The 21,809-nt window shown below is 23.8% G+C and carries 29 protein-coding genes; 20 read left to right on the top strand and 9 right to left on the bottom strand.

The genetic code is table 4. The features are described from left to right. Position 1 precedes the first annotated feature (1 nt). The gene (locus AACK83_RS05775) at positions 2-826 is read left to right on the top strand and encodes an HAD family hydrolase (protein WP_338956762.1); all 825 of its coding nucleotides are present in this window, start codon (positions 2-4) and stop codon (positions 824-826) included. Positions 827-961: 135 nt separating this feature from the next. Here the strand turns inward: AACK83_RS05775 and AACK83_RS05770 are convergent, their stop codons facing one another. Continuing rightward, a complete protein-coding gene (locus tag AACK83_RS05770) occupies positions 962-1,900 on the bottom strand; it encodes a hypothetical protein (protein ID WP_338956760.1) in 939 nt (312 codons plus the stop codon). Between the two features lie 193 nt (positions 1,901-2,093). Here AACK83_RS05770 and AACK83_RS05765 point away from each other — a divergent pair, with 193 nt between their 5' ends. The 15 genes from AACK83_RS05765 (at position 2,094) to AACK83_RS05695 (ending at position 9,206) form a co-directional block, all read left to right on the top strand. Next, entirely contained in the window at positions 2,094-3,041 is a 948-nt protein-coding gene (locus AACK83_RS05765) for a rolling circle replication-associated protein (protein ID WP_338956758.1), read from the top strand. Between the two features lie 61 nt (positions 3,042-3,102). After that, a complete protein-coding gene (locus tag AACK83_RS05760; RefSeq protein WP_338956756.1) occupies positions 3,103-3,618 on the top strand; it encodes a hypothetical protein in 516 nt (171 codons plus the stop codon). A 237-nt stretch (positions 3,619-3,855) separates the two neighbouring features. Beyond that, positions 3,856-4,131, top strand: coding sequence for a hypothetical protein (locus AACK83_RS05755; RefSeq protein WP_338956755.1), 276 nt, complete (start codon positions 3,856-3,858; stop codon positions 4,129-4,131). Positions 4,132-4,190: 59 nt separating this feature from the next. Continuing rightward, positions 4,191-4,394, top strand: a complete 204-nt coding sequence (locus tag AACK83_RS05750; RefSeq protein ID WP_338956753.1) for a hypothetical protein — start codon at positions 4,191-4,193, stop codon at positions 4,392-4,394. Positions 4,395-4,611: 217 nt separating this feature from the next. After that, a complete protein-coding gene (locus AACK83_RS05745; RefSeq protein WP_338956752.1) occupies positions 4,612-5,469 on the top strand; it encodes a hypothetical protein in 858 nt (285 codons plus the stop codon). Between the two features lies 1 nt (position 5,470). Continuing rightward, a complete protein-coding gene (locus AACK83_RS05740) occupies positions 5,471-5,596 on the top strand; it encodes a hypothetical protein (RefSeq protein ID WP_338956654.1) in 126 nt (41 codons plus the stop codon). Beyond that, positions 5,596-5,784 (top strand): hypothetical protein, encoded by a 189-nt coding sequence (locus tag AACK83_RS05735; protein WP_338956750.1) that lies wholly within the window; start codon positions 5,596-5,598, stop codon positions 5,782-5,784. Before AACK83_RS05740 ends, AACK83_RS05735 begins: the two co-directional genes overlap by 1 nt. Position 5,785: 1 nt before the next feature. Further along, positions 5,786-5,986, top strand: a complete 201-nt coding sequence (locus AACK83_RS05730; RefSeq protein ID WP_338956748.1) for a hypothetical protein — start codon at positions 5,786-5,788, stop codon at positions 5,984-5,986. Positions 5,987-6,020: 34 nt separating this feature from the next. After that, a complete protein-coding gene (locus AACK83_RS05725) occupies positions 6,021-6,281 on the top strand; it encodes a hypothetical protein (RefSeq protein WP_338956747.1) in 261 nt (86 codons plus the stop codon). Between the two features lie 12 nt (positions 6,282-6,293). Continuing rightward, complete coding sequence (locus AACK83_RS05720) at positions 6,294-6,617, top strand: hypothetical protein (RefSeq protein ID WP_338956745.1); 324 nt, start codon at positions 6,294-6,296, stop codon at positions 6,615-6,617. A 3-nt stretch (positions 6,618-6,620) separates the two neighbouring features. Beyond that, positions 6,621-6,818, top strand: coding sequence for a hypothetical protein (locus AACK83_RS05715; RefSeq protein WP_338956743.1), 198 nt, complete (start codon positions 6,621-6,623; stop codon positions 6,816-6,818). Positions 6,819-6,827: 9 nt separating this feature from the next. Continuing rightward, a complete protein-coding gene (locus tag AACK83_RS05710; protein WP_174481228.1) occupies positions 6,828-7,019 on the top strand; it encodes a hypothetical protein in 192 nt (63 codons plus the stop codon). Between the two features lie 2 nt (positions 7,020-7,021). Continuing rightward, a complete protein-coding gene (locus AACK83_RS05705) occupies positions 7,022-8,077 on the top strand; it encodes a hypothetical protein (protein ID WP_338956741.1) in 1,056 nt (351 codons plus the stop codon). Positions 8,078-8,109: 32 nt separating this feature from the next. Further along, on the top strand, positions 8,110-8,343 hold the full coding sequence (locus AACK83_RS05700; RefSeq protein ID WP_338956739.1) for a hypothetical protein: 234 nt from the start codon (positions 8,110-8,112) through the stop codon (positions 8,341-8,343). Then, positions 8,343-9,206: a hypothetical protein gene (locus tag AACK83_RS05695; RefSeq protein ID WP_338956737.1), complete on the top strand. Its 864-nt coding sequence runs from the start codon at positions 8,343-8,345 to the stop codon at positions 9,204-9,206. The genes AACK83_RS05700 and AACK83_RS05695 overlap by 1 nt, the downstream gene beginning before the upstream one ends. Here the strand turns inward: AACK83_RS05695 and AACK83_RS05690 are convergent. Beyond that, positions 9,187-9,588 carry a hypothetical protein gene (locus tag AACK83_RS05690; RefSeq protein WP_338956736.1) on the bottom strand — a complete coding sequence of 134 codons (402 nt, stop codon included), beginning with the start codon at positions 9,586-9,588 and terminating at the stop codon, positions 9,187-9,189. The genes AACK83_RS05695 and AACK83_RS05690 overlap by 20 nt on opposite strands. Positions 9,589-9,856: 268 nt before the next feature. On the opposite strand from AACK83_RS05690, the gene glpO reads away from it, so the two are divergent. From glpO to glpK, 3 genes are read left to right on the top strand one after another with little or no spacing between them, the layout of a single operon-like run. Beyond that, complete coding sequence (gene glpO / locus AACK83_RS05685) at positions 9,857-10,969, top strand: type 2 glycerol-3-phosphate oxidase (protein WP_338956734.1); 1,113 nt, start codon at positions 9,857-9,859, stop codon at positions 10,967-10,969. A gap of 18 nt (positions 10,970-10,987) precedes the next feature. Then, on the top strand, positions 10,988-11,761 hold the full coding sequence (locus AACK83_RS05680; RefSeq protein WP_338956732.1) for an MIP/aquaporin family protein: 774 nt from the start codon (positions 10,988-10,990) through the stop codon (positions 11,759-11,761). Between the two features lie 25 nt (positions 11,762-11,786). Beyond that, on the top strand, positions 11,787-13,355 hold the full coding sequence (gene glpK / locus AACK83_RS05675) for a glycerol kinase GlpK (protein ID WP_338956730.1): 1,569 nt from the start codon (positions 11,787-11,789) through the stop codon (positions 13,353-13,355). Between the two features lie 71 nt (positions 13,356-13,426). On the opposite strand, the gene AACK83_RS05670 is transcribed toward glpK, so the two are convergent. The 4 genes from AACK83_RS05670 to AACK83_RS05655 all read right to left on the bottom strand — a co-directional run bounded on the left by AACK83_RS05670 (position 13,427) and on the right by AACK83_RS05655 (position 18,309). After that, the gene (locus AACK83_RS05670; protein WP_338956728.1) at positions 13,427-13,954 is read right to left on the bottom strand and encodes a hypothetical protein; all 528 of its coding nucleotides are present in this window, start codon (positions 13,952-13,954) and stop codon (positions 13,427-13,429) included. Positions 13,955-14,179: 225 nt separating this feature from the next. Next, a complete protein-coding gene (locus tag AACK83_RS05665; protein WP_338956726.1) occupies positions 14,180-15,427 on the bottom strand; it encodes a hypothetical protein in 1,248 nt (415 codons plus the stop codon). 378 nt (positions 15,428-15,805) lie between these two features. Then, positions 15,806-17,155 carry a hypothetical protein gene (locus AACK83_RS05660; RefSeq protein WP_338956725.1) on the bottom strand — a complete coding sequence of 450 codons (1,350 nt, stop codon included), beginning with the start codon at positions 17,153-17,155 and terminating at the stop codon, positions 15,806-15,808. 266 nt (positions 17,156-17,421) lie between these two features. Continuing rightward, the gene (locus tag AACK83_RS05655) at positions 17,422-18,309 is read right to left on the bottom strand and encodes a hypothetical protein (protein ID WP_338956724.1); all 888 of its coding nucleotides are present in this window, start codon (positions 18,307-18,309) and stop codon (positions 17,422-17,424) included. 413 nt (positions 18,310-18,722) lie between these two features. Here AACK83_RS05655 and AACK83_RS05650 point away from each other — a divergent pair, with 413 nt between their 5' ends. Further along, on the top strand, positions 18,723-18,977 hold the full coding sequence (locus AACK83_RS05650) for a hypothetical protein (protein WP_338956723.1): 255 nt from the start codon (positions 18,723-18,725) through the stop codon (positions 18,975-18,977). Between the two features lie 113 nt (positions 18,978-19,090). On the opposite strand, the gene AACK83_RS05645 is transcribed toward AACK83_RS05650, so the two are convergent. From AACK83_RS05645 to AACK83_RS05635, 3 genes are all read right to left on the bottom strand, one after another. Further along, on the bottom strand, positions 19,091-19,405 hold the full coding sequence (locus tag AACK83_RS05645) for a hypothetical protein (protein ID WP_338956722.1): 315 nt from the start codon (positions 19,403-19,405) through the stop codon (positions 19,091-19,093). Positions 19,406-19,459: 54 nt separating this feature from the next. Beyond that, positions 19,460-20,497: a DUF3137 domain-containing protein gene (locus tag AACK83_RS05640; protein ID WP_338956721.1), complete on the bottom strand. Its 1,038-nt coding sequence runs from the start codon at positions 20,495-20,497 to the stop codon at positions 19,460-19,462. A 152-nt stretch (positions 20,498-20,649) separates the two neighbouring features. Beyond that, positions 20,650-21,804, bottom strand: a complete 1,155-nt coding sequence (locus tag AACK83_RS05635) for a YitT family protein (RefSeq protein ID WP_338956719.1) — start codon at positions 21,802-21,804, stop codon at positions 20,650-20,652. Positions 21,805-21,809 lie beyond the last annotated feature (5 nt).

The raw sequence follows: 21,809 nt of genomic DNA, 5'->3' as shown, positions 1-21,809 counted from the left end.
AATGGCTATTAAATTAATTGTTCTTGATCTAGATGGAACTTTATTGAAAAGTAGATGAAAAATTCATCCTAAAAATCTAATTGCAATTCAAAAAGCATATCAAAAAAATATTAAAGTTATTATTGCAACAGGAAGAGCACCAAGTTCAACCATTGATATTGCAAAATCATGTTTAATGCATGAAAAAACCGGTCATATTATTTGTTATAATGGTGGTAACATCCTTGATATTACTAATGATAATAGATTAGATATATTGTATGAAAAATCATTAACAAAAGAACAAATACAAACAATAGTTAAATTTGCTAATAAAAATAATTTAGCAATGTGAGGATATAGTACCAATAATAAAACAGGCTTAATTAATCGCAGATCACTAAAAGTTAAAATTATGGAAAATTTTAATAACCTACCAACTAAACAAATTGATGAGAATACCGATGAGGGTATGTATAAAATTTTATTATTTTGTAAAAAGAAAAAACAAGTTAATACAATTTTAGAACAATTAAACACTATAAAAGATTTAGAACTTGCTACTTCTTCTCATAGTGTTATCGAAATTAATCCAATTGGTGTTAATAAAGCTGCTGCTGTACAATTTTTATGCAAAAAATGAAATATTACTCCTGACCAAGTACTAGCTTGTGGTGATGGTATGAATGATTATAAATTAATAAAATGGGCTAAATATGGTATTGCAATGCAAAATGCTCATCCTAATTTAAAAGAAATAGCATATGATGTTACTAGTAAAAATACTTGTGGTGGTGTTGCAAAAGCTATCGATAAATATGTATTTCCTAAATCAGAGTTTGAATAAATAATAGTTTAATTTTCTAATATAGTTTATTATCAAATATAACTTTAAAAATGCTGGTAATTGTCCAGCATTTTTAATTCAATATCTTTTATACTTAAATAAATATTTTTCAAATTTGCATTCTTTTAATATAAACTAACTATTCATTGAATTATTAAAAGTAGCTTTATCTAATACTATAGAAAAAATAAGACTATCATTATAAAAAAATGAATCTTCACCAATTCAAAATTTAATGTAAATACCAGAAGAATCATGTCAAATAAAAACAGATGAATTAATATATGCATGTCACATAAAACCACTTACAGAAAAATTATTTTGAATTTTAGCAGAATTATCAATCGCTTCTGTTATATCTTTTGTGCTAATTTTAATATTATGTTTTTGAGTACTTTGACTTGAATCACCAGCAGAAATAAAAGAATTATTATCAAAGCTGATACTAGGAAATAAAGTAGTAAAATCATCCCAAGATTTAGCATAGTCAGTTCAATTTGAAAATATATTTTTTTGCTCACTATTATAAACATTTGTAGAATCTGTTCCATTATAATTAGTAGTATAATTAAAATTTACATTTTGTGTAATATTATCATTTTTAAATTTATTATAATAAATTTCAATTAAATTATTATTATTATCAAAAATATAGTTTAATGAATAGTTCTTGTCACTAATATTAAATGGAAGATTATAAATAAAATTATAAATATCTTTATTATCAACAATTAAATCAACAATTTTAGTAGCTAATTCATTATTAATTTTTCCTTTTAAACTACTTTGACTAATAAAATAATTAGACAACTTCTCAGCAATTGTTCTATCAATTTTATTAGATAATGTTGCTTTAGCAATATAATATAGACCCAATGTTTCACTTAAATTATCACTATGCTCAACTTTATGACCACCTGTTTGTTGTGAAATATCAATGTGTTTTTCAATTCCACCTTGCTGAATTAACTTTCAATCTTGATTATCACCACTAAAGTAAGAAGTACTATATTCACTTTTACTATATGGATTATATGTATCTTTAATAGTAGTTACTTTTTTAGTATTATTCATTTCTTGTTTTGTATTTTCAATATCTGATTTATCTTTATCAGGAACAATTACTTTGGTATTATAAACTAGATTAATTAATTAAGTATCGTTTTTCTTTTATTATTTATTTTTATAATTTTTTATGTTAAGATTTGTTTATTATTAAAATGTATAAAATTGGTTTTTTAAAACCTAGAACGCGGAAGTTTTATATATGGATATTCAACAAGATTTTTATGTTAAAAAAATTTTTTATGCTTGTTATGTTAAAAATGTTGTTTTACCTATTTCTTTTTTAAATAATATTGGAAATAAAAAAGGTAAATGTTATGTTGGAAATAAACAAAAATTGAGAAATAATACTTCTCGTACTAAAACTAATTTAATTCAAAAAGCATTACATAATTTTTATAATAGTAAAATGTTAAGTTTTGTTACTTTGACTTATAAAAATAATATGCAAGATATTAAAAAAGCAAAAAAAGATATTGGTTTATTTTTTATTAAATTAAAAAAGTGATGAAATGACCCTAAACGTTTTCAAAATTTAGGAGAATTAAAGTATTTTTATGTTTATGAATATCAATCTCGTGGTGCTATTCATTTTCATATAATTTTTAATAGAAAGATATATAAAAGTATGTTAGCAGAATGATGAACTCATGGTTTTAATGATTTAAAAGTAGTTAAAAAAGGTACAAATGAATTTGTTATTAAATATTTAGGAAAATATGTTACAAAAGCCATGGATGATGTTAAATCTATAAATCAGACAGATGTAGGTGTAAAGGCTTATGCTTTTAGTCGTAATTGTAAAAATCCTCTTGTTGTTCGTGGTATTAAAAAATTGACAATTGGAGATATAATTAAAGCAAGTTTTAATGCAACAAATGTATTTTATTTTAAAACTCAAAGAGATAGTAATGGTGATACTGTGATGATTGGTGCTATTATTGAGAGTACTGTTGTAAATGATTATTTTAAAGAATATGAAGATTACGAAAAATATGTATATTTAAGTGCTTTATCGTATAAACATTATTTATGGACTAGTGAAATTGGTTATTTAAATCATAGAGATAGAGATGTTTTGACTTGGGTTTATAAAGTTTTTGGTAGTAAAGTTGAAGAAATAAATTTTAAGAAAAAAGTTTTACATTAGTTTAATTTTTAGTATTTTTTTTATTTTTTTAAATTATAATAAAATATAAAAGGAGAAAAAAATGGATACTAAAACAATAATTGAAATTTGTACTAGTATTATTAGTGCTATGTCTGTTATTATAACTTTAGGAATTACTATATATTTTCAATTTGAAAATAGAAAAAGAACAATTAGAACAGAATTATATAAAGAATTAGAAAAGATTTGAAATAAATATCAATTTTTTTCTTATGAAGAGAAAAATTTACTTAGAGATTATAAAAATGAAATAATAGGTAGTAAACAACTTTCAGTAAAAGAAATGTCAAAACAATTTATAACACATTTTAATTCGTATTTGTGAGAAGTAAATATTTTATTATCTATTTTTAATTTCGAAAATAAATATGAATGTTCTCAATGTAGAAGTATTATTGATACAAAAAAATGAGATGAATTTACTAATTCATTATATAATAGGAAAAAAATAATTGATTGAAGTGTAATTTTTAAATTCTTTTTAGTAACTGAAAAAAACAAGTTAAAAATTATGATTGCTATTTGCCCGAATTGTTTAAAAAATGATTTAAAATAATAAATTTAAAAATTTTAAGTTTTATCATAAAAAATTAAATTATTAAAGAATATACTTGTATATATATAATGGTTAATGAACATTAGTGATTATTCGCGTTCTTACTAATGTTCATTTTTTATTTTTAGTTGAAATTTTATATTTTTATGATATATTATTAGTAAGTATAGGTTTACCCTACTATGCTTGACTTATTAAATTAAATTTTAATGAACGCGAAAGGTTAAGTATTTTTTTATGTTTAAAGTTCAATTAGTTAATATTGAAAAAGGGCGTATTATTCCCGATAAAAATAATAAAGGTCAAACATTAAAGTTTGATGTTTTGAAGTTTGTAGAAATAAACAAACAAACAAGTGTGCCAACTGGTCAAACACGTGATAAATGATATAATCCGGAATTTGCTAGTGATTTTAATAATTGTTTATCTACTCTTGATTTAAAAGTTGGTAATTTTTATTCACTTGAACTTGATTTAAGCGGTAATATTAAAAAACTTTCTAATTGAAAATAGTTATTTATTAAAAGGGTAATTTTAAATAATTATTTTATGTTAGGAGTTAATTTTAAATTATGGCTAGAAGTAATAATTGTTCTTGTGGACAACCGTTTCATTTAGCTATTTATATGTGTAAACTTTGTGACCAAGTTATTTGTCCTAAAAGAGTTTTACAAAACTTATATACTAGAAAATATTATTGTCCAAATTGTATATTAGATATTGCTTTAAATAAGGCAATGAGACAGCAAGAAAGTAAGTTAAATTATGAGACATAAATGTAGTGATTGAACTTATGAACGAGTATATGGTTGTGAAATGTGTTACAGAGTTGCTAATGAAATGGAACGAATAAAAAAAGAGAATAAAAGAAATAAGTAAAAATTAAATAAGGGGCTTATATATGGATTATATATTTTTCATTAAGCCCCAATGGATTAGATTATAATTCATAAATAAGCTCCTTATTAGTATATAAAGTAAGGAGTTTTATTTATGCCTAATGAATTAGAGCAAACTAGTAATTATACTTTAACTAAAATTTTAAGAACTGGATTAAGTCCATTAAGTGCTATGGTAGGTGTTAGTGCTTATTATGGTCAATATTTAAAAGACCCAGTATTAGGTTCTATAAATTCTTTGTTATTTAGTAAAAAGTTAGGAATTGATATATGGAATATTAATCAAAGACCAACTACTAGAAATAAAGTTATTAATAGTTATAAAAAGATATTTTTAGGTTTAGGGACTATTGGTTTAATTAACTATGCCAAGTTTGTTCAGTATGTAGATAAGTCAGTTTCTTTATTAAGAGATGAACCTTGTTTTTGGCCGCCTTGTCCTACTGAACCACCAATTCCTACTCCAATACCAACTCCTAATCCAGTAATTGATAAGCCTTTTGTAGATTGAGATACTTATATATCTTTAAATAGTTTTGGTATAGCGAATGTTATTAGTGGTTTAACTGAGTTAATACCTAATAAATTTGAAGCAATAAGAAAGATATGTAATATGGCTACTGGTGGATGTTTGATTAGTAGTGGTGTTGCTATGGGAATTAATAATAATTTTAATAATTATTTTGCTATTCCTACGATAATTGCGGGAGCAAGTGAAATTATAAATAGTTTATTGTTGCCATTAGGCAATACACATAATAATATAGAGTTACAAGAAGTATTTACTGATGAAAGAGCAAGATTAATTAACACTAGTGTTAGTGATTATCAAAGTACAAATGACAGTATGGTTGATGTTGATTTAAATGATGATAATATGTCGGAGATTAATTTAGATAGAGCAAGTTTAAACTGGGATTATTCTTATGCTTATACATTAGGTGGTGTTTAAAATGAAAAAAGATAAATGAAAAAATATGCCAAGACAAAAGTTACATAAGAAAAAAGCAAAGCGAAATTTTGAACAAAGATTAAGTGAAAATATGAGTTTTGATAATTTTTTAGGAGGTAAAAAATAATGGTTAAATGAATAGTTGTAATATTGGCTGTGTTTGCTACTTCTTGGTTTTTTAAAGGTACTATTAAAAAGTTAGTTTGAAAATTTAAACATAAAAAACATGATATAGTTGATCCCGATTGTTGATATTGTAAAGAACAAAAACGGAAAGAAAGAGCAAGAAAAGAATTAGAGGAGGGAGGTGATTAAAATGCCCGCAGGTTTAACCGCACTATTAAATATGATTGGAGGTATTGGCCAAAAATTATTAGAATCTTTTAGTTATGTATTTGATTGAGTATTTGCTGGTGATTCAATTATGACAAATTGACCAGTTTTAATTCCAATATTTATGATGGTCTTAGTATTTATTAAAGAATTTATAGGACATATTATTCGTGGATTTAGGTAGAAAAAACTAAAGTTGTTTTTAGGAGGTAATAGTTATGATTAAATTATTTTTTGCAATAATTTTTGTTTTTCCTTTATTAGGTAAACTTTTACCTTCTTTAAATAATATTGTGCAAAATATTTTGCAAAGTTATATTACTGATTTTTCCGGTTTACATAATTTATCTTTGGTTATTAAAAGTTTTATTTTTGGTGATAGTTCACAACAAATAGTTTCTATGCCAGCACCATTGTTAGCAATTATTTTAGTACTTTTTACTTTTTCATTAATTTTAAAATTATTAAAAATAATATAGGAGTAGTTTATTATGGGTGTTGTTTTTATTTCAAAAATTTTAGAATTATTTGCGCAAATTTTTATGAAATTTTGAAATTTGCCAATGGCAGATTTGGGTTTTAATTTGGGGACTTTTGTTGTTTTTATTCTTTTAATAAAGTTTGCTATGTCAGTTTTTTTAAATATTGATATTCAGCCAGTTTTTACATCGGGTACTGTAAAGCAAAGTTATAGAAATATTAAAGGAAGTTCAAAATTTGTTGGAAAGCAAATTGCTAAACAACATGAAAGAAAACGTTTAAGAAATAAGGCTAAGGGTGTTGAAAATAAAAAAGGGAAGTTTGTAGGTGCTTAATTTATGAGTGATTTTGTTAATAGTATATTGCATTTAATTTTTATATTTTCTAGTAATGATATTAGTATATTTTTAAATCAACCAAATATTACTGATGAAGTTTATATTTTGTTTAATTTGACTTTTTGGTTGGTATTAGGTGTATTTTTTAATTTTATTTATCGTAGTATTAAATTTGTTTTTAGGTCATTATTTGGGTAGGTGTTAATTATGAGTGTTTGAGATATTTACAATAAAATACATCAATGTATAGTTGATTATTGAACTATGTTTATAGGTAGTCCAGTTGATGATTTTACTACTATTTTATGAAATTTAGTGGTTTATGGAACTCAGTTTTTTATTGGATTTATTATATTTTATGGTTCATGGTGAATTTTAAAATGTTTATTTGGTAAATAATTATGTGATTTAAGTTTGTTAAATTATTTTTTGTTGTAAATAGTACTGTTCAAGCACCAACTAGTTTAATTGTTTTTAATGCACCTAGTGAAAGTAATTACACTATAACTAGCGATATGGTTAAACCCGTTAAATATAATGATTTTAATGATTGAGCAACTATTCCATGAAACTCTGCTTATTTTGATGTTGGCCAACCAGATTTAAAATTAGTTTCTGCTGTTGTACATAAAACTACTGATACTCCTTATTCAATTCAATTTCATTCTGATGTGGTAGGTAATTTTGATAGACGAGTTAGTGATTTGTCTACAAATTATGATTTTACAGAGCAAGATTTAAACCAGTTATCTCTTATTTTATTTAATCATAATTATATACAAACTGGTAAGTTTAATGAGTTAGTTTTTTGAAATTATAATGTTTCTAATAATTTAAGTTTTAAGTTGACTTTTGAAATTACAAAACCTTTGAGTTTTTATATACAAGGTTTTATGTTTTATATTTCTGCTGAATATTTTAGTTATTTTTCTTCTATTTATACATTTTCATTTTTAGATTATGAGGGTAATATTCGTTATAATTTTAAAGGTGTATTAAATGATAAAGATAGTGTTTATAATTTAGGAAAATATAATTTTGTTACTATGCCGGTTCGTGTTCCAAATTTAAAGCATTTAACAATTGATTTTGATTTATCTTCGTTAACTAATCGTGACGGTTTGCATGTTAAATTTGGTCAGATGAATATTTTTTCTTCCAAAGATATTGTTCCAGTACCACCAAATAGTCCTTTTAACCCTGAGTATGAACGTGTTAGTTGATATGATGTTTTTGGTCATCTGCGTAATGCTTTTAGATGAATACTTTATGGTGTTGTTGGTAAAGTTTTACCAGTTGAACCATTAAGACAATTTCTTTTTACAACAGATAGTTTATTACGACATATTTTTTCAGATACGATTAGTACTGCTTTAAATGTTGATATTGTTAGTGGAATAGAAAATATTATACCTTTATGGTTATTTGTTAGAGCAATTAGTTTAATTATAGGTTAGGAGTTTATTATGGAAAATAAAAGATTGTTTTGATGTGAAATTTTGATTACAGTTGTTGTTTGTTTTTAACATCATTAGTTACTGCATTATTTTTTAATTTTGATGTAGATAAATTAAAATTATTTTATGAAAATTCTGGTTTTGATGTTCAATTTTTATTGTTTATTTTTAATTTTATTTTTTCTTTTGTTTTTGGTTCATATTTTATGAAATTTTGTTTTTGAATTAAAAGTAAGTTTAAAAATAAAAATAAGGTGGTTAAATAATGCCTTGATATGGTTACGTGTTATTGGTTATAGGTTTGATTATGATTATTTATCCAATTCTTATAACTATTCGTAATGTTAAAATTTTAAAACGTGTAGGTAGTTATATTATTTCAGCGCCACCACGCACTGGTAAATCTGCTCTTGCTTGTTTTTTAGCACAAACTCATAAAAAACGAGTAGTTAGTCCTTTTCCTATTAAATTAAAAAATGGTTATTCTTATTTGGTTAATTATAATGATGTTTTTACTTTTTTTAATCAGTTAGCAAGTAATTATGCTTTTGAGGAACAAGATTTAATAATTTTAGATGAATTAGCATTAAAAATAAATTCTAATGATTTAGGAGTACAGTTTAAAAATCAACAAGAAAGTTTAGGACAATTTTGTAAGTTAATAGGTCACATGTTTAATGGTACAATGTATTTGATTGAACAACACCCTAATAGAATACCAGTACAAGCAAGAGAAAAAGTAGAGTATGTTGTGCAAGTTAAAAGAATGCGTTTTTTGGGCTTTGTTGTTATATTTAATCTTAATTTATATACTAATATTGAGGATTATAATAAAGTAGTGTTTTCACGACGTAGAACAAAGAAAATGATTAAAAAAGGCATAATGCCTCCAAGTTATAGCGGTGAAGCAATGGCTATGACTTTATTTTTTCCTAGACATTGGTTGAAAAGGTATAATTCTAGGGCTTTACATTATGTGCATGAACTTAAAAGTGAATTATCACCTAAGAAATACCTTAAAGAAGCAAGTAGTATCGATATGACTTATAGTGATATTAAATTTGCTGGTTTGGATAAATTGGATAATATTTTAAAGAAAAAAGATAAACTTAAAAATAAAGATAAATAAAAATGATTATAGTCCCAGTGAACCTACTGGGACTATAATTTGGGTGAGCCACGTAGTGGCGAGGGACGAAGTCCCTATATACTTGATTACCTGTTGTATCTACTAAAAAAGTATTTTGAGCATTGGCAAAAGTATAACTTTTTAATGCTGAAGTATCATAACTGTAAAATTTATAATCGGTTATTGATTGGTTAGTAATTCAATCACTAGTACCTAAAATATTTCATTGATTATTAAATAATGAATTTGTAGAATTCTTTATTGATGATTTATTTGTTAAGCTACTGTTATTAACAATATTATCATTAATACTATTAATAACAGTATTACTTGTTAAAGTTAATGTTGTTAATGTACTTAAAGTAATTAATAATTGTTTCATTCATATACCTACCTTTTAAATAATACAATTTTAATAATTAGATATCTTTTTATATATACTCATTAAAATTATAACGATATTGAATTTATATCGTTATTTATAATATAACACAAATTTTTCTTATTTTTTTTAATAAAATCTCATTTAAAAATGTTTAAAAATTAATCTAATATTTTGAATTAAGTTAATAATAAAAAAATATATTATAATTAAACTATACACAGATAGAACTTTTGTTCTTAATGATGTTTAGAGAGAGGTGAAAGTAATGGAATTTGATTTTGATGTGATTACTATTGGTGCTGGTGTTATTGGTGCTGCTATTAGTGATGAATTATCAAAAAGAAACTTAAAAGTAGTTATTTTAGAAAAAAATTTAAGAATTGCCCAAGAAACATCAGAAGGAAATTCTGGAGTCATTCATGGTGGATTTGATCCAACACCAGGAAAACTAAATGCTAAATTAAATCTAGAGGGCAGAAAATTATATGAAAATGATTGATTTAAAAATTTAGATTTTCCATGAAAAAAAATTGATTCTTTAATACTTGCTTTTAGCAAAGAAGAAAACTCAGAAATACAAAAAATATATGCACGTGGTATTACTAATGGTCTTGCTAAAAAAGAATTATCAATATTAACAAGAGAAGAAGTAATTTCATTAGAACCTAATGTTAACCCAAAAGTTACTAGTGCACTACTTTGTTCTGCTTCATATGCTGTTGATCCAGTATTATTAACACAATCTTTAATTAATCGCATGATTAAAAATAAAGGACAACTAAAAGTTGATCATCAAGTAATTAATATTGAAACATTAAATTCAGGTTTTCGAGTTACTTGTTTAAATAATCAAAAAAAAGTAACTTTTACTTCAAAATATATTATTAATGCTGCTGGTCATTATGCTGATGATATTGCAAAGTTAATAAATTGTCAAGATTTCACTTTAAAAACTAGAAGAGGACAGTATTGTATTCTTGAAAAAACCGAAAATCATATTATAAATAATCACATTCTATTTATGATACCTACTATTCATGGTAAAGGAGTAATAGTTGCTCCAATGCTTGATGGTCATATCTTGGTGGGTCCTACTTCTCATGAAAATGTACCGAAAAGTGATACTAGATTAATTACAATTGAAGATATTGAACTTATTAATAAAATTGGTCTAAAAATTATTCCAACTTTAAATATTAATAAAACTTGTAAAGTAATTAGTGGTTCACGAGCAATTTGTGTTGAAACTGATGATTTTTTCATAAAATTTGCTAGTAATAATCCTAACTTTATTAATGTTGCTGGTATTAAATCACCAGGTCTAAGTTCAGCACCAGCAATTGCTTTACTAGTAGCAAATATGATAAAAAATATTTAATTTAAGGAGGAAAATATTATGCCAGAAGTCTCACAAGTAATTATTGGTGAACTATTTGGCACATTTATCCTAATTTTACTAGGAAATTGTGTTGTTGCCAACGTTTTATTAAAAAAAACAAAGGGAGAAAATAGCGGTTGGCTTGTTATTTGTACTGGATGAGGATTTGCTGTTGCTATTGCTGCAATGTTAAGTGGAATTTCAGGAGCACATTTAAATCCAGCTGTTACTATTGGATTATGAGTTGCTAATAAAAAAACAGCTTTTATTGGGGAAAACTTCTTTTATATTCCATTTTATATTTTATTTCAATTTTTAGGTGCAATGTTAGGACAATTAGTTGTTTACTTAGCATATTTTAAACAATATAACATTACTGAAGATAATAATAAAATTTTAGCAACTTTTGCAACAGCTCCAGCCGAACGTAGTTATATTTGAAATACTATAACAGAAATTATTGGAACATTTATGCTAGTTATGATTGTTTGTGCTACTATTGGTATTAAAAATTTAGTTATTAATTCACAAATATTTAATAGTGGTTCTGCGTTTATTACTGGACCTGCGACTGTTGGTATTGGTGTTATGGTTATTGGACTTGCTATTGGTGGACCAACAGGTTTTGCTATTAATCCAGCTCGAGATTTAGGACCACGAATTATTCATGCTATTTTACCAATAGCAAATAAAGGAAGTTCTGATTGAAAATATGCTCCAGTTCCTGTTATTGGACCAATTTTAGGAGCAATTATTGCTGGTGGTTTAATTCAAGTAATTGAAATACTTTAATAAAAGTACAGAAAGGATAAATAATATGTCAGAAGAAAAAAAATATATTATGGCATTAGATGAAGGTACATCTAGTTGTCGTACTTTAATTATTGATAAAGAAGGAAAAATTACTGGTATCCATCAAATTGATATACCTCAGCATTATCCCCCTCAATCAGGTTGAGTTGAACATGATGCACTTGGAATTTGAAATAATCAATTAACAACAATGCAACAAGCTTTAAATAAAAGTAATATTAAATCTAATCAAATTGAAGCAATTGGTATTACTAATCAACGTGAAACAACAGTAGTATGAAATCGTGATACAGGTTTACCAATTTATAACGCTATTGTTTGACAAGATCGCAGAACAGCAGATTACTGTGAAGAATTAGCAAAAAAAGGATGAAAAGAAAAAATTCATAAAAAAACCGGCTTACTAATTGATTCTTATTTTTCTGCTACTAAAATAAAATGAATTTTAGATAATGTTAAAAATGCACGTGAATTAGCAAAAAAAGGAAAACTAGCTTTTGGTACTATTGATAGTTGATTAATTTATAAAATGACAAATGGTATTGAAAATAATGTTGAAAAAACTAAACATGTTATTGACATTACAAATGCTTCACGAACAATGTTATTCAACATTAATACTAAAAAATGAGATGAAGAATTACTAGAATTATTTAATATCCCTAAAAATATGTTACCAGAAGTAGTTCCCAGTTCAGGTAAAATTGGAACTACTTATAAAGGAATGTTATTCCAAAATGATGAGCAAGAAATTCCTATTACTGCTGCAATTGGTGATCAACAAGCTGCATTATTTGGTCAATTATGTTTAACACCTGGTGAAATCAAAAATACTTATGGTACTGGTTGTTTTATTTTAATGAACATTGGAAATACTCCTCTTTTTTCAAAACAAGGTTTACTAACGACTATTGCTTATCAAATATCAGGCGAAGAACCAGTTTTTGCTTTAGAAGGTTCAGTTTTTATTGCAGGGGCTGCTGTTCAATTTTTACGTGATCAATTACGAATGTTATATCGTTCCGATGAAAGTCTATGATATTCACAAATTGTTGATCCCAAAGAAGAACAACGTATTTATGTAGTACCTGCTTTTGTTGGTTTGGGTGCCCCTTATTGAGATTCAACAGCACGTGGCGCTATATTTGGTTTAGAACGTGGTACGAAGCGTGAACATATTGTTAAAGGTACCATTGAATCATTAGCTTACCAGTCACAAGATGTTATTCTGGCAATGCAAGCAGATGTTAAATTAAATAAAGATTTAAAAGATTTAAAAATTAAGATTAAAGTTGATGGTGGAGCAAGTAATAATTCATATATTATGCAATTCCAAAGTGACATTAGTCGTACTAATTTAATTAAACCTAAAAATACTGAAACTACAGCAATGGGTACTGCTTACTTAGCAGGACTTGCAATTGGATTTTGAAATATTAATGATATTAAAAAAATAAATAAAATTGAAAAAGAATATAAACCAATTATGACAGAAAAAAAAGCAGAAACTTTTTATAAGGGTTGACAAGAAGCAGTTAAAAGAACACGTGGTTGAACTACTTCTATTAAATAAAAATAACTGAATTGACAGTATAAAATAATTAAGTAAATTTACTTAATTATTTTATTTTGTTTTTTTAGTTGTTAAGAATATAAATCTAATTCATCACTTAAAGTAAATACTACGCCAGCAAACTCTTGTGAAATATCTGAAGAAGAATCATTATTATCAAAGAATAAAACATCAAAATTAACTTGAATATAATATTGTCGTTTTTTGCCATTATCATAATCGTCATATTGATTATTAAATTGAATATTTCCAACTCCATATAAATATAAACTAGAATATCAATCTTTTACTGCTTTTTTAGAAATACGACATTTAATACCTGAATCATTTAAATATTTTTCAATAACAAAGAATAATTTATTAAAATAAGTATTATTTAATTCAGAAAGAATTTTAACATTTTTTATCTTATTAGTATCATTTGAACTAGGTATAGTAGTATATTGAGGTCAATAACCATTATCAGCATTTACTCATAATCCTCAAAATTGTGTATGATAATTAGTTCAATAACTAGCTGCAAATGTTTCAACTATAATTTTACTTGCAAAATGAGGTTCGCTTAATAATATAGGTAATGGTCTAACATTTTGAATCATTGATGCTACTGCTGCATATCGACCTTCAGCACGTCAAATTGCAAGATATTTATTATTTTTTCTATCATTTCAAAATTCTGTGGGTATTGCTTTTCTTAAAATACCAGTTGCTGCTCTTTTTTGTTCTTCGGCATCATATTTATAATTAATTTTAACTATAAAATTTAATTCTTCTTTTACTTTACTATTTTTTGTTGGTTTAATTTTTATTTTTAATTCTTTTCCTTATACAATATCATTAGTATTTAAATTTTCAAATTCAATTTTGTAATCTTCATTAATAACAGCGCTAGGATAAAGATTTTTTATTTTATTAGCAATCATTTCTCTAATACTATTAGTACTATTAAATTCTTCAATTGTGGTTACCTTTGTAATAGTAAATTCACCAATAACTTCTTCTTTAGAACAAATATTATTGTTATTATTATTATTATTTATCTTTTCTTCTAAATCTATTTTTTCTTTTTTTATTTGTTCAAGTTCTGATTGAATTTTAATTATTTTTTCTTGAAGTTCTTTTTTTTCAAGTTCTTTTTTATTATTTTCTAAAAGTTCTTTTTCTAAATCTTTTTGTTTTTGTTCTAAATCTTTAATTTCTTTATCAATTTTAGCTGCTTTATCATAATCAGCATCTTTTACAAATTGTTCTTTTTCTTTAATTAAATTATTTTTATTATTTTCTAATTCACTTAACTTATCTTTAATTTCTTGACTATTAGTATTATTATTATTTATTTTTGCTTCTAATTCTTTAATTTGTTTATTCTTTTCTTCAATATTTTTGTTTAATTTTTCAATTTCTTTCATAGATTTATCATTATTATAGTTTAGAAGTTGATCCATTTTTTTATTAATTGTTTCACAACATTGACTATTATCATTTTTTTCATTAGATTGACAATTATCAAGTTTTTCATTTATTTCTTTTAATTGTTCTTGTAAAATTTGACAATTAATTAAATGAATCTTATTTTTTTCTTCTTCTTTTATTAAAATTTCCAATTGTTTTTTAACACTATTGATTTGTTTTTCAATAGTTTCTTTTTCTTCTATATTAGCTTCTAAGTCCTCTAATGACTCTGGATCATTTTTAATATTTTGAATTTCTTTTTCCTTTTCTTTTAATTTCTTTTCAAGTCTTTCTAATTTCTCTTTTAATAATTCAATTTTATGATTAGGCTTTATTTCATTATTATCTTTTTCATTTAATTGTTTTTTTAATTTTTCAATTTCTTTATTAGCTTCTTCTAACTTAGATTCTACTTCTTCTTTAGCCTTGCTAGCTTCATCTAATTTAGATTGAACTTCCTCTTTTTCTTTATTTGCTTCTTCTAACTTAGATTCTACTTCTTCTTTAGCCTTACTAGTTTCATCTAATTTAGATTGAACTTCCTCTTTTTCTTGAGTAATCTTTTCTAGTTGCTTTTGTAAATCTTCTACAGAAATATTTTCTTCATCACTAGTATCCATTAATTTTTTTCTCCTTCTATATATGTTAAAAATAACATTTTTTATAATCTGATTTTTAATTAAATTTAAAAATAAAAATATCAGAATAGTTCTAATTTATATTAGTGGTTTCCTTGTACCAATATTAAGATTCATCAAAAATATAATTTTTCTAACTTTATTTAATATAAACAATTGTAAATTTAAAAAAATATAAAATAATATTGAATTATATGGTATTTTGATTAAATCCCAATTTAAATTTATAATTGAAAAAATAAATATACAATAAAAAAAGTACTTTAATTTACTAAAATACTTTTTTCTGATTTATTAAATTTCAAAATCATATAATTATATAATATAGAAATATTATTATACATTTATTATATACTGTTTTTATATAGTAAATGAGCGTGGCTTTGAAAGAAGTGATTGTTCATCAAACTCTGTTTTAAGAATTGAACTACTAATTCCATTATCCAAAAAATTTGTAGGCTCACAATAGTTATTGAATGTTCCATAGTTATTTCTTGGTTTAGTAGTAGATCCAAAATTACTATCTACTTTTTTCTGCTCTTCAACAGCATCAAAAAAGATTTCTTTTTCTTCATCATTTTTAAAATTTCATTCTTCTTCATTACATAATTGTCCAATAATACTAGAAAATTCTTCAATACTTTCTAATTCACTAAAAACATCTACTAAACAAGAATCATTAATAGAAGATTGACATGATGTTACTGATTGTTCAATATTACCATTATTTTGTTGATAACCAGTTCATCTTTTAATAGTATCTATAACAGTACTCAGTTTTGGAAGAAATGGTATTCCTTCTTTATTAACCATACAATTAAGTAAAGATGAAACTAGAGAAAGAGTTATACCACCCATAATTTTTGGAGCATCTGTTGACAGTTTTTTTCAAGTAAATTCTTGATTAGATATATAATTCTCAGTACCTCATGTTATAGCCATTGATATTGGTGTTATAAAAAATAATGGTAAAATATTTTTATAAAAAAAATTACTATTTTCATCACTATTTTGTTCACTATTAAGAAGTTGATTTTCTATATCATTAATATTGTTATTAAATAATCTTTTAACTTTTTCTCAACCTAATTTTATTACTTTTTCTATCCTAGAAATGATTGCACCATGAAAAGTCATATTTAACACATAACTAGTAAATTCAATAGTTGTCTGTCCAAGAATTTCCATTGAAATTCAATTATCTAAAATATTATTAGAAGCTCTATCCAAAATTACACCAGAATAACTTAAAAATAATAAGAAAGGAATAACTTTTATTATTTCTTTTCCTACATTAATATTATTTTCATTGTTTTTTCATTTATCTATAACTCAATTTTCAATATTTTCGATTGAACCAAAAATAAAAGGTTCAATAGCTGTATCAAAACCAATAAGTATACCACTAAATATCAAACTATCCTTAATAGTTTGTCAATTTCATGGTGTTTTAGCAACAGTAGTACTAATTATCATTTGAGCAGTGATATTACCAGAAAGAGCAACAATAAAAGTAATATTTTTACCTAAAAGTTTAGTTATTTTTGATAAATATTTGTTTTCTCTAATAGCAGTTTCTTCAAAAATAGATATTGTACTACTATTAGATATGCTAGAAAAATCACCACTTGAAGCCAATAAACTTATTGCACTATCGTCAGACATTCTACGAATATTAAGATTTTGATTACCTGTAAATAAAGGAGACATTTTAAACACTTCTTTCATATATAATAATAATTTTCTTAAGTTGCTACTTTTTTAAAATAAAAAGTAGCATCCAGTAATATAATTATTACGTGAAACTACTTCTTTTAGTCGCATATATTATTTAACCTAAAAAGGTATGAAAAAATAATAGCATGTGTTTTATAACTTGTCTATATTTTTTTAATTTTTTTAATACAAAATTAGTTATAAAAGTAATTTTTATTATTAATTTTTATCTTTTCAAAAAGGAACTAAAAATTTATTAATTAACTATTAGTAGTAAAAATAAAAGTTAAACCTTCATATTTATTACCAAAAGCAATATCCTTTGAATTTTTACCCTCTAATCGAATTTTTATATAATCATAATATTTATCACCAAATTTTTTATTGCCAGTAATAGCAATAACATTATTATAGCCGCCAGCATTTAACAAATATGGTTTAAAATTATCAAAAGTTAACCAAGTAAAGGGTTTTTTTGGAATAAAATTTAATAATGAAACTAAAATATTACCAAGTAAAGGGTTTTTCACTTCTTCAGAAGGAATTCACTCTTGAAATAATTTTCAAAAATTTTTAGCTTTATCTGAATTATTTCTTAAATATTGTTCTTTTTGATTTTTTTCTTCCCTTTTAAAAGTAGCACCAGCAGTAACTAAGTCATTATAAAATCCACCACTGTCTTTTTTGTTAATTGATAAATATTGTGTTCCATTAACTAATGGTTCTAATTTTTCATTTATATAATCTTGTAATGGACTAAAATTAGCATCAAAACTACAATCTTTTACCGTAGAATTATTATAAACAGCTAAATGAATTTTAATATTAGTAGTACTAATTTTTTTTATTTCATCTTGACCATTAGTAATTTCATAAGTAATATTACTAAAATCTTCTGGAGCAGTATTAAACAAGTTACTAATATTGTCTTCAATTAATTTTTTAAAATCAAAAACATGATTTTTATTTTCGGGTTTTAAAAAATTATTAAAATTGGGATAAGTATTATTAGCAATTAAATTTGCAGCATCTTCTAATAATTGCTGATAATCAACTGATGAATTGTGAAAAACATCACATGCACTAATATTAATACTAGTAATACTAGTAAATGCAAAAACACTTATAATTTTTAATATTTTTTTCATAATAAACTTCCTTAGATAATCACTACTTTTTTAGTATTATCTTCAAATTTTTCTTTTTTGTATTAATAATTCTATTTTTAATTTGTGAAATTTCATCACGGTTTGTTATTTCATAAAATAAATGATAATAAATATATTTCAACTCACTAACTTTAATATTTTGTTTTTCAACAAATATTAGAAATTGATAAATTTCATGTAAAAGTTCAAATATTTTATTTTTTTCTTCATTAGTTAATACTTTTTGTTTTAATTCATTTCGAATAATTAATGGTGCTTCTTTAACAAATAGAAAATCACTAATGATATTTTTATAATCTCAATTATAAAATATTTTAAAATCATCAACTTTGGTTTTAACATTTTTAATATTATTTAAAATAGTTTTAACATCATTTTTAACTAAACTTTGAATGAAGACTGCTAATATTAATGCTAAAGAACTAGCGGGAATAAAGTACTTTAAAACTTGATCAATGTTAATAGTACCCTTAGTAAAATTTAAAATTGAATTTTTTACAATTAAATATAAAACTTCAAAACCTAAAATAATAAATAATGATCGTTTTTCTATATCTTTTCATCAAGGATTACCAAGAATCTGATTTTTTTCTTCTAATATTTTTTCTAAAATTATAAATAATAAAATAACAAAATCAATAAGTTAAAACAAATAATGTGGTAAAAACATTAGTAAAACAAAAAATATAAGTAATGTTTCTAGCAACATTTAATACTAATAAAGCTTTAAAAATAAAAAAATTATTTTCAAAATTTGAAATTACCTTATATTTATTTTCAATATATTTTTCATTCAACATCTGATTTGAATAAATATTAAAGTATTACTTGCAATACAACTACTAAAAATAGCAATATATAAATAAGTTTTTAAAGTAATAATAGTTTCATCAGTAATACTAGCATTATTAAAAAAATCAAATGTTAAAATTTTATTAAAAATACTACTTTTAACTTCTCATAAAATTGCACAAATAATCAAACAAATTGTTAATAACATTCATAAAATTGTTTGCATCAAATATTTATTGTTAAATCATTTTCAGCTTGATTTTAATAATTGATAGTTATTCATAATTTTATCTACCTTATTTTTAAATTATTGTAAAGTAATTTATATAAATTATTATTATAATAATTGTAAGTTATTAACTCACATTTGTGCTTGCGTTAAATTTAAAATATCTTTACTAATCATTGCTAATAATTTATTAATAAACTTTTCAAGATTAGTAGTGGTGGGTAAAACCATCAATTTGCCTTTTCCATCATTATAAGGATTTTTTCCTAATTCATATTTTCAACTTAATGTTAATTGTTCATTTTCTATGTGAATAACTGGTAAATCCTTATTTCCTAAACTATAAGCAAATTCATTAAGTAAATTCATTACTTTTGGTTCTAAAATTAATCTTAATTTAATTTGATTATCACATTTTACTTCAAATAAATCTTCAAATAAATGTGATTCTAATTGAACTTTCTTTTTACTACGAAATTTTTTTGAAAATATATTACGTGGTGTTAATGTCATTGTAAAATTATTATTCCTAATAATAGTTGTATAATAAACAAAACGTGCATAATAACAAGTAATTTTTTCTGTTTCAATAACTTGAGCAGCACTATTATATCCAGAACTTGTCTCATACATAACTTTTTGGTTAATGATACTTCCATAGTTAAAATTTTGACCATTAATACTTCCTATCATTATTTGTTCGCAATAATTATAATAATTAGGTTGTTCATCTAAAGGTAAATTACCTTGTGGTTCAATTGTTCAATAATCACTAATAGTTGTTAAATTCATTTGTGAATTATTATCTTTAATAACTCATTGATAATAGTTAATAATTGGTAATTCTTCTATTAATTTTTCATGAATTTTAGTTTTTAATACAAAACTCTGCACTAATAAAAAGCATCCAACAATGAATCCAATAATACTAATAATGGTAAATGGTTTTTTAATAAATGATGATTTGTTAATACCAATACTAGCACCAATAGCAATTAGAGCAATAATGGTAGTAATAATTCATAAACTAATTCATAAACGATTATTTATTAATTTAATTCATCAATGATTACTACTATTATTATAGTCAGTATGAATATTATTAACAATCTCATTTACAACCTTTGGCGATAAATTATGTTTCATAATTATTCCATTCTTTTTTAATTCTTAATATAGCTTATAATTAATTTTGTTTTATAAAAAAATAGAAAAAGACTAACTATAGATGTAATAATCTATTTAGAAGTCTAAAAACCTACTATTATAAAACTAATTACATTATAACATATATATTATTAGTTTTTTTCTAAAAAATCATTAATTTCAGTAATATTAACAGGTGCATTTTGTGGAGGTTTACCTGCATTACCACCATGCATATATTTTGCAGGAACTGCTACCATAAAAACTTTAGGATCGATTCGAACTATTTTTGTTTTAAAAAAATTATATTCTAATAATGACATTGTTGTCATCATCATTTTATATTCATTACCTGAATACAAACCTTTCACATTTCAAACATTACCACCACGTAAATAATTATTTCGATAAATATCATTACGGATTTGCTCTAATTCATTAGAAATAATAAATACACTCATCAACATATATTTTGGATAAACTCTATTCATAACAAAAGCTGCTACATAAATATAAACAAGCGTTGACATAAAATAAGGCCTAACTAAAAAATTATCAACAAGACTAGTTTTCTGTAAAAAAGTTCCATCAAGAATTAAAACAATAACAACAATAATAATATTAGTATTTCTAATAATAGTAGCAATTGAATATTTACGTTTCATAGAAATATAAGTACTAATAAAATCCATACCACCACTAGATCCACCAGTTTTAAATAAAATACCAATACCAGCACCATAAATTAATCCACCTAAAGCAGCAAAAATAAAAGTACGTGGTAAAACTAAGTGCCAATAATCTGTAGTACCTTTTAATGGCTCATTACCTAAAACTTGAAAATTTTTAAGAGCATCAATTGCTGTTAACAAAAAGTTAATTCCATTTTGAAATAACAAATAAATGATAGTATAAAGAGTAAAACGAAATCCAACCTTGAATAATCCTCAAATAATGATAGGACCATTAATAAGAAAATATACTGGATAAAATCAAAATGCTTGCGTTGTTTCTTGTTCAGTAATACTGCCATTATAAGATAAGGCAATAAATTTAGCTATTAATTGTGCAAAAGCTGATAAACCATTAGTATATAAACCAGCACGATTAATAAAATAAAAAAAGGAAACAGTTGTTAAAAAAGCACCAATAAAAATTAATAATAAATTTTTGGAAGTTATTTTTCAATTAAAATTTTTTCATGAAGAATGGATCTCTTGTTTAACACCAATATTTTTAAAAGTAAAGGCATCAACAATTAACGGTGGCTCTTTATCTTTATTTTTTGCTTCTGAATTATTGGACATATTAA

This window comes from Spiroplasma endosymbiont of Tiphia femorata (assembly GCF_964020225.1).
GTDB lineage: Bacteria > Bacillota_I > Bacilli_A > Mycoplasmatales > VBWQ01 > Spiroplasma_E.
This window is presented reverse-complemented; position numbering and strand designations above follow the sequence as displayed.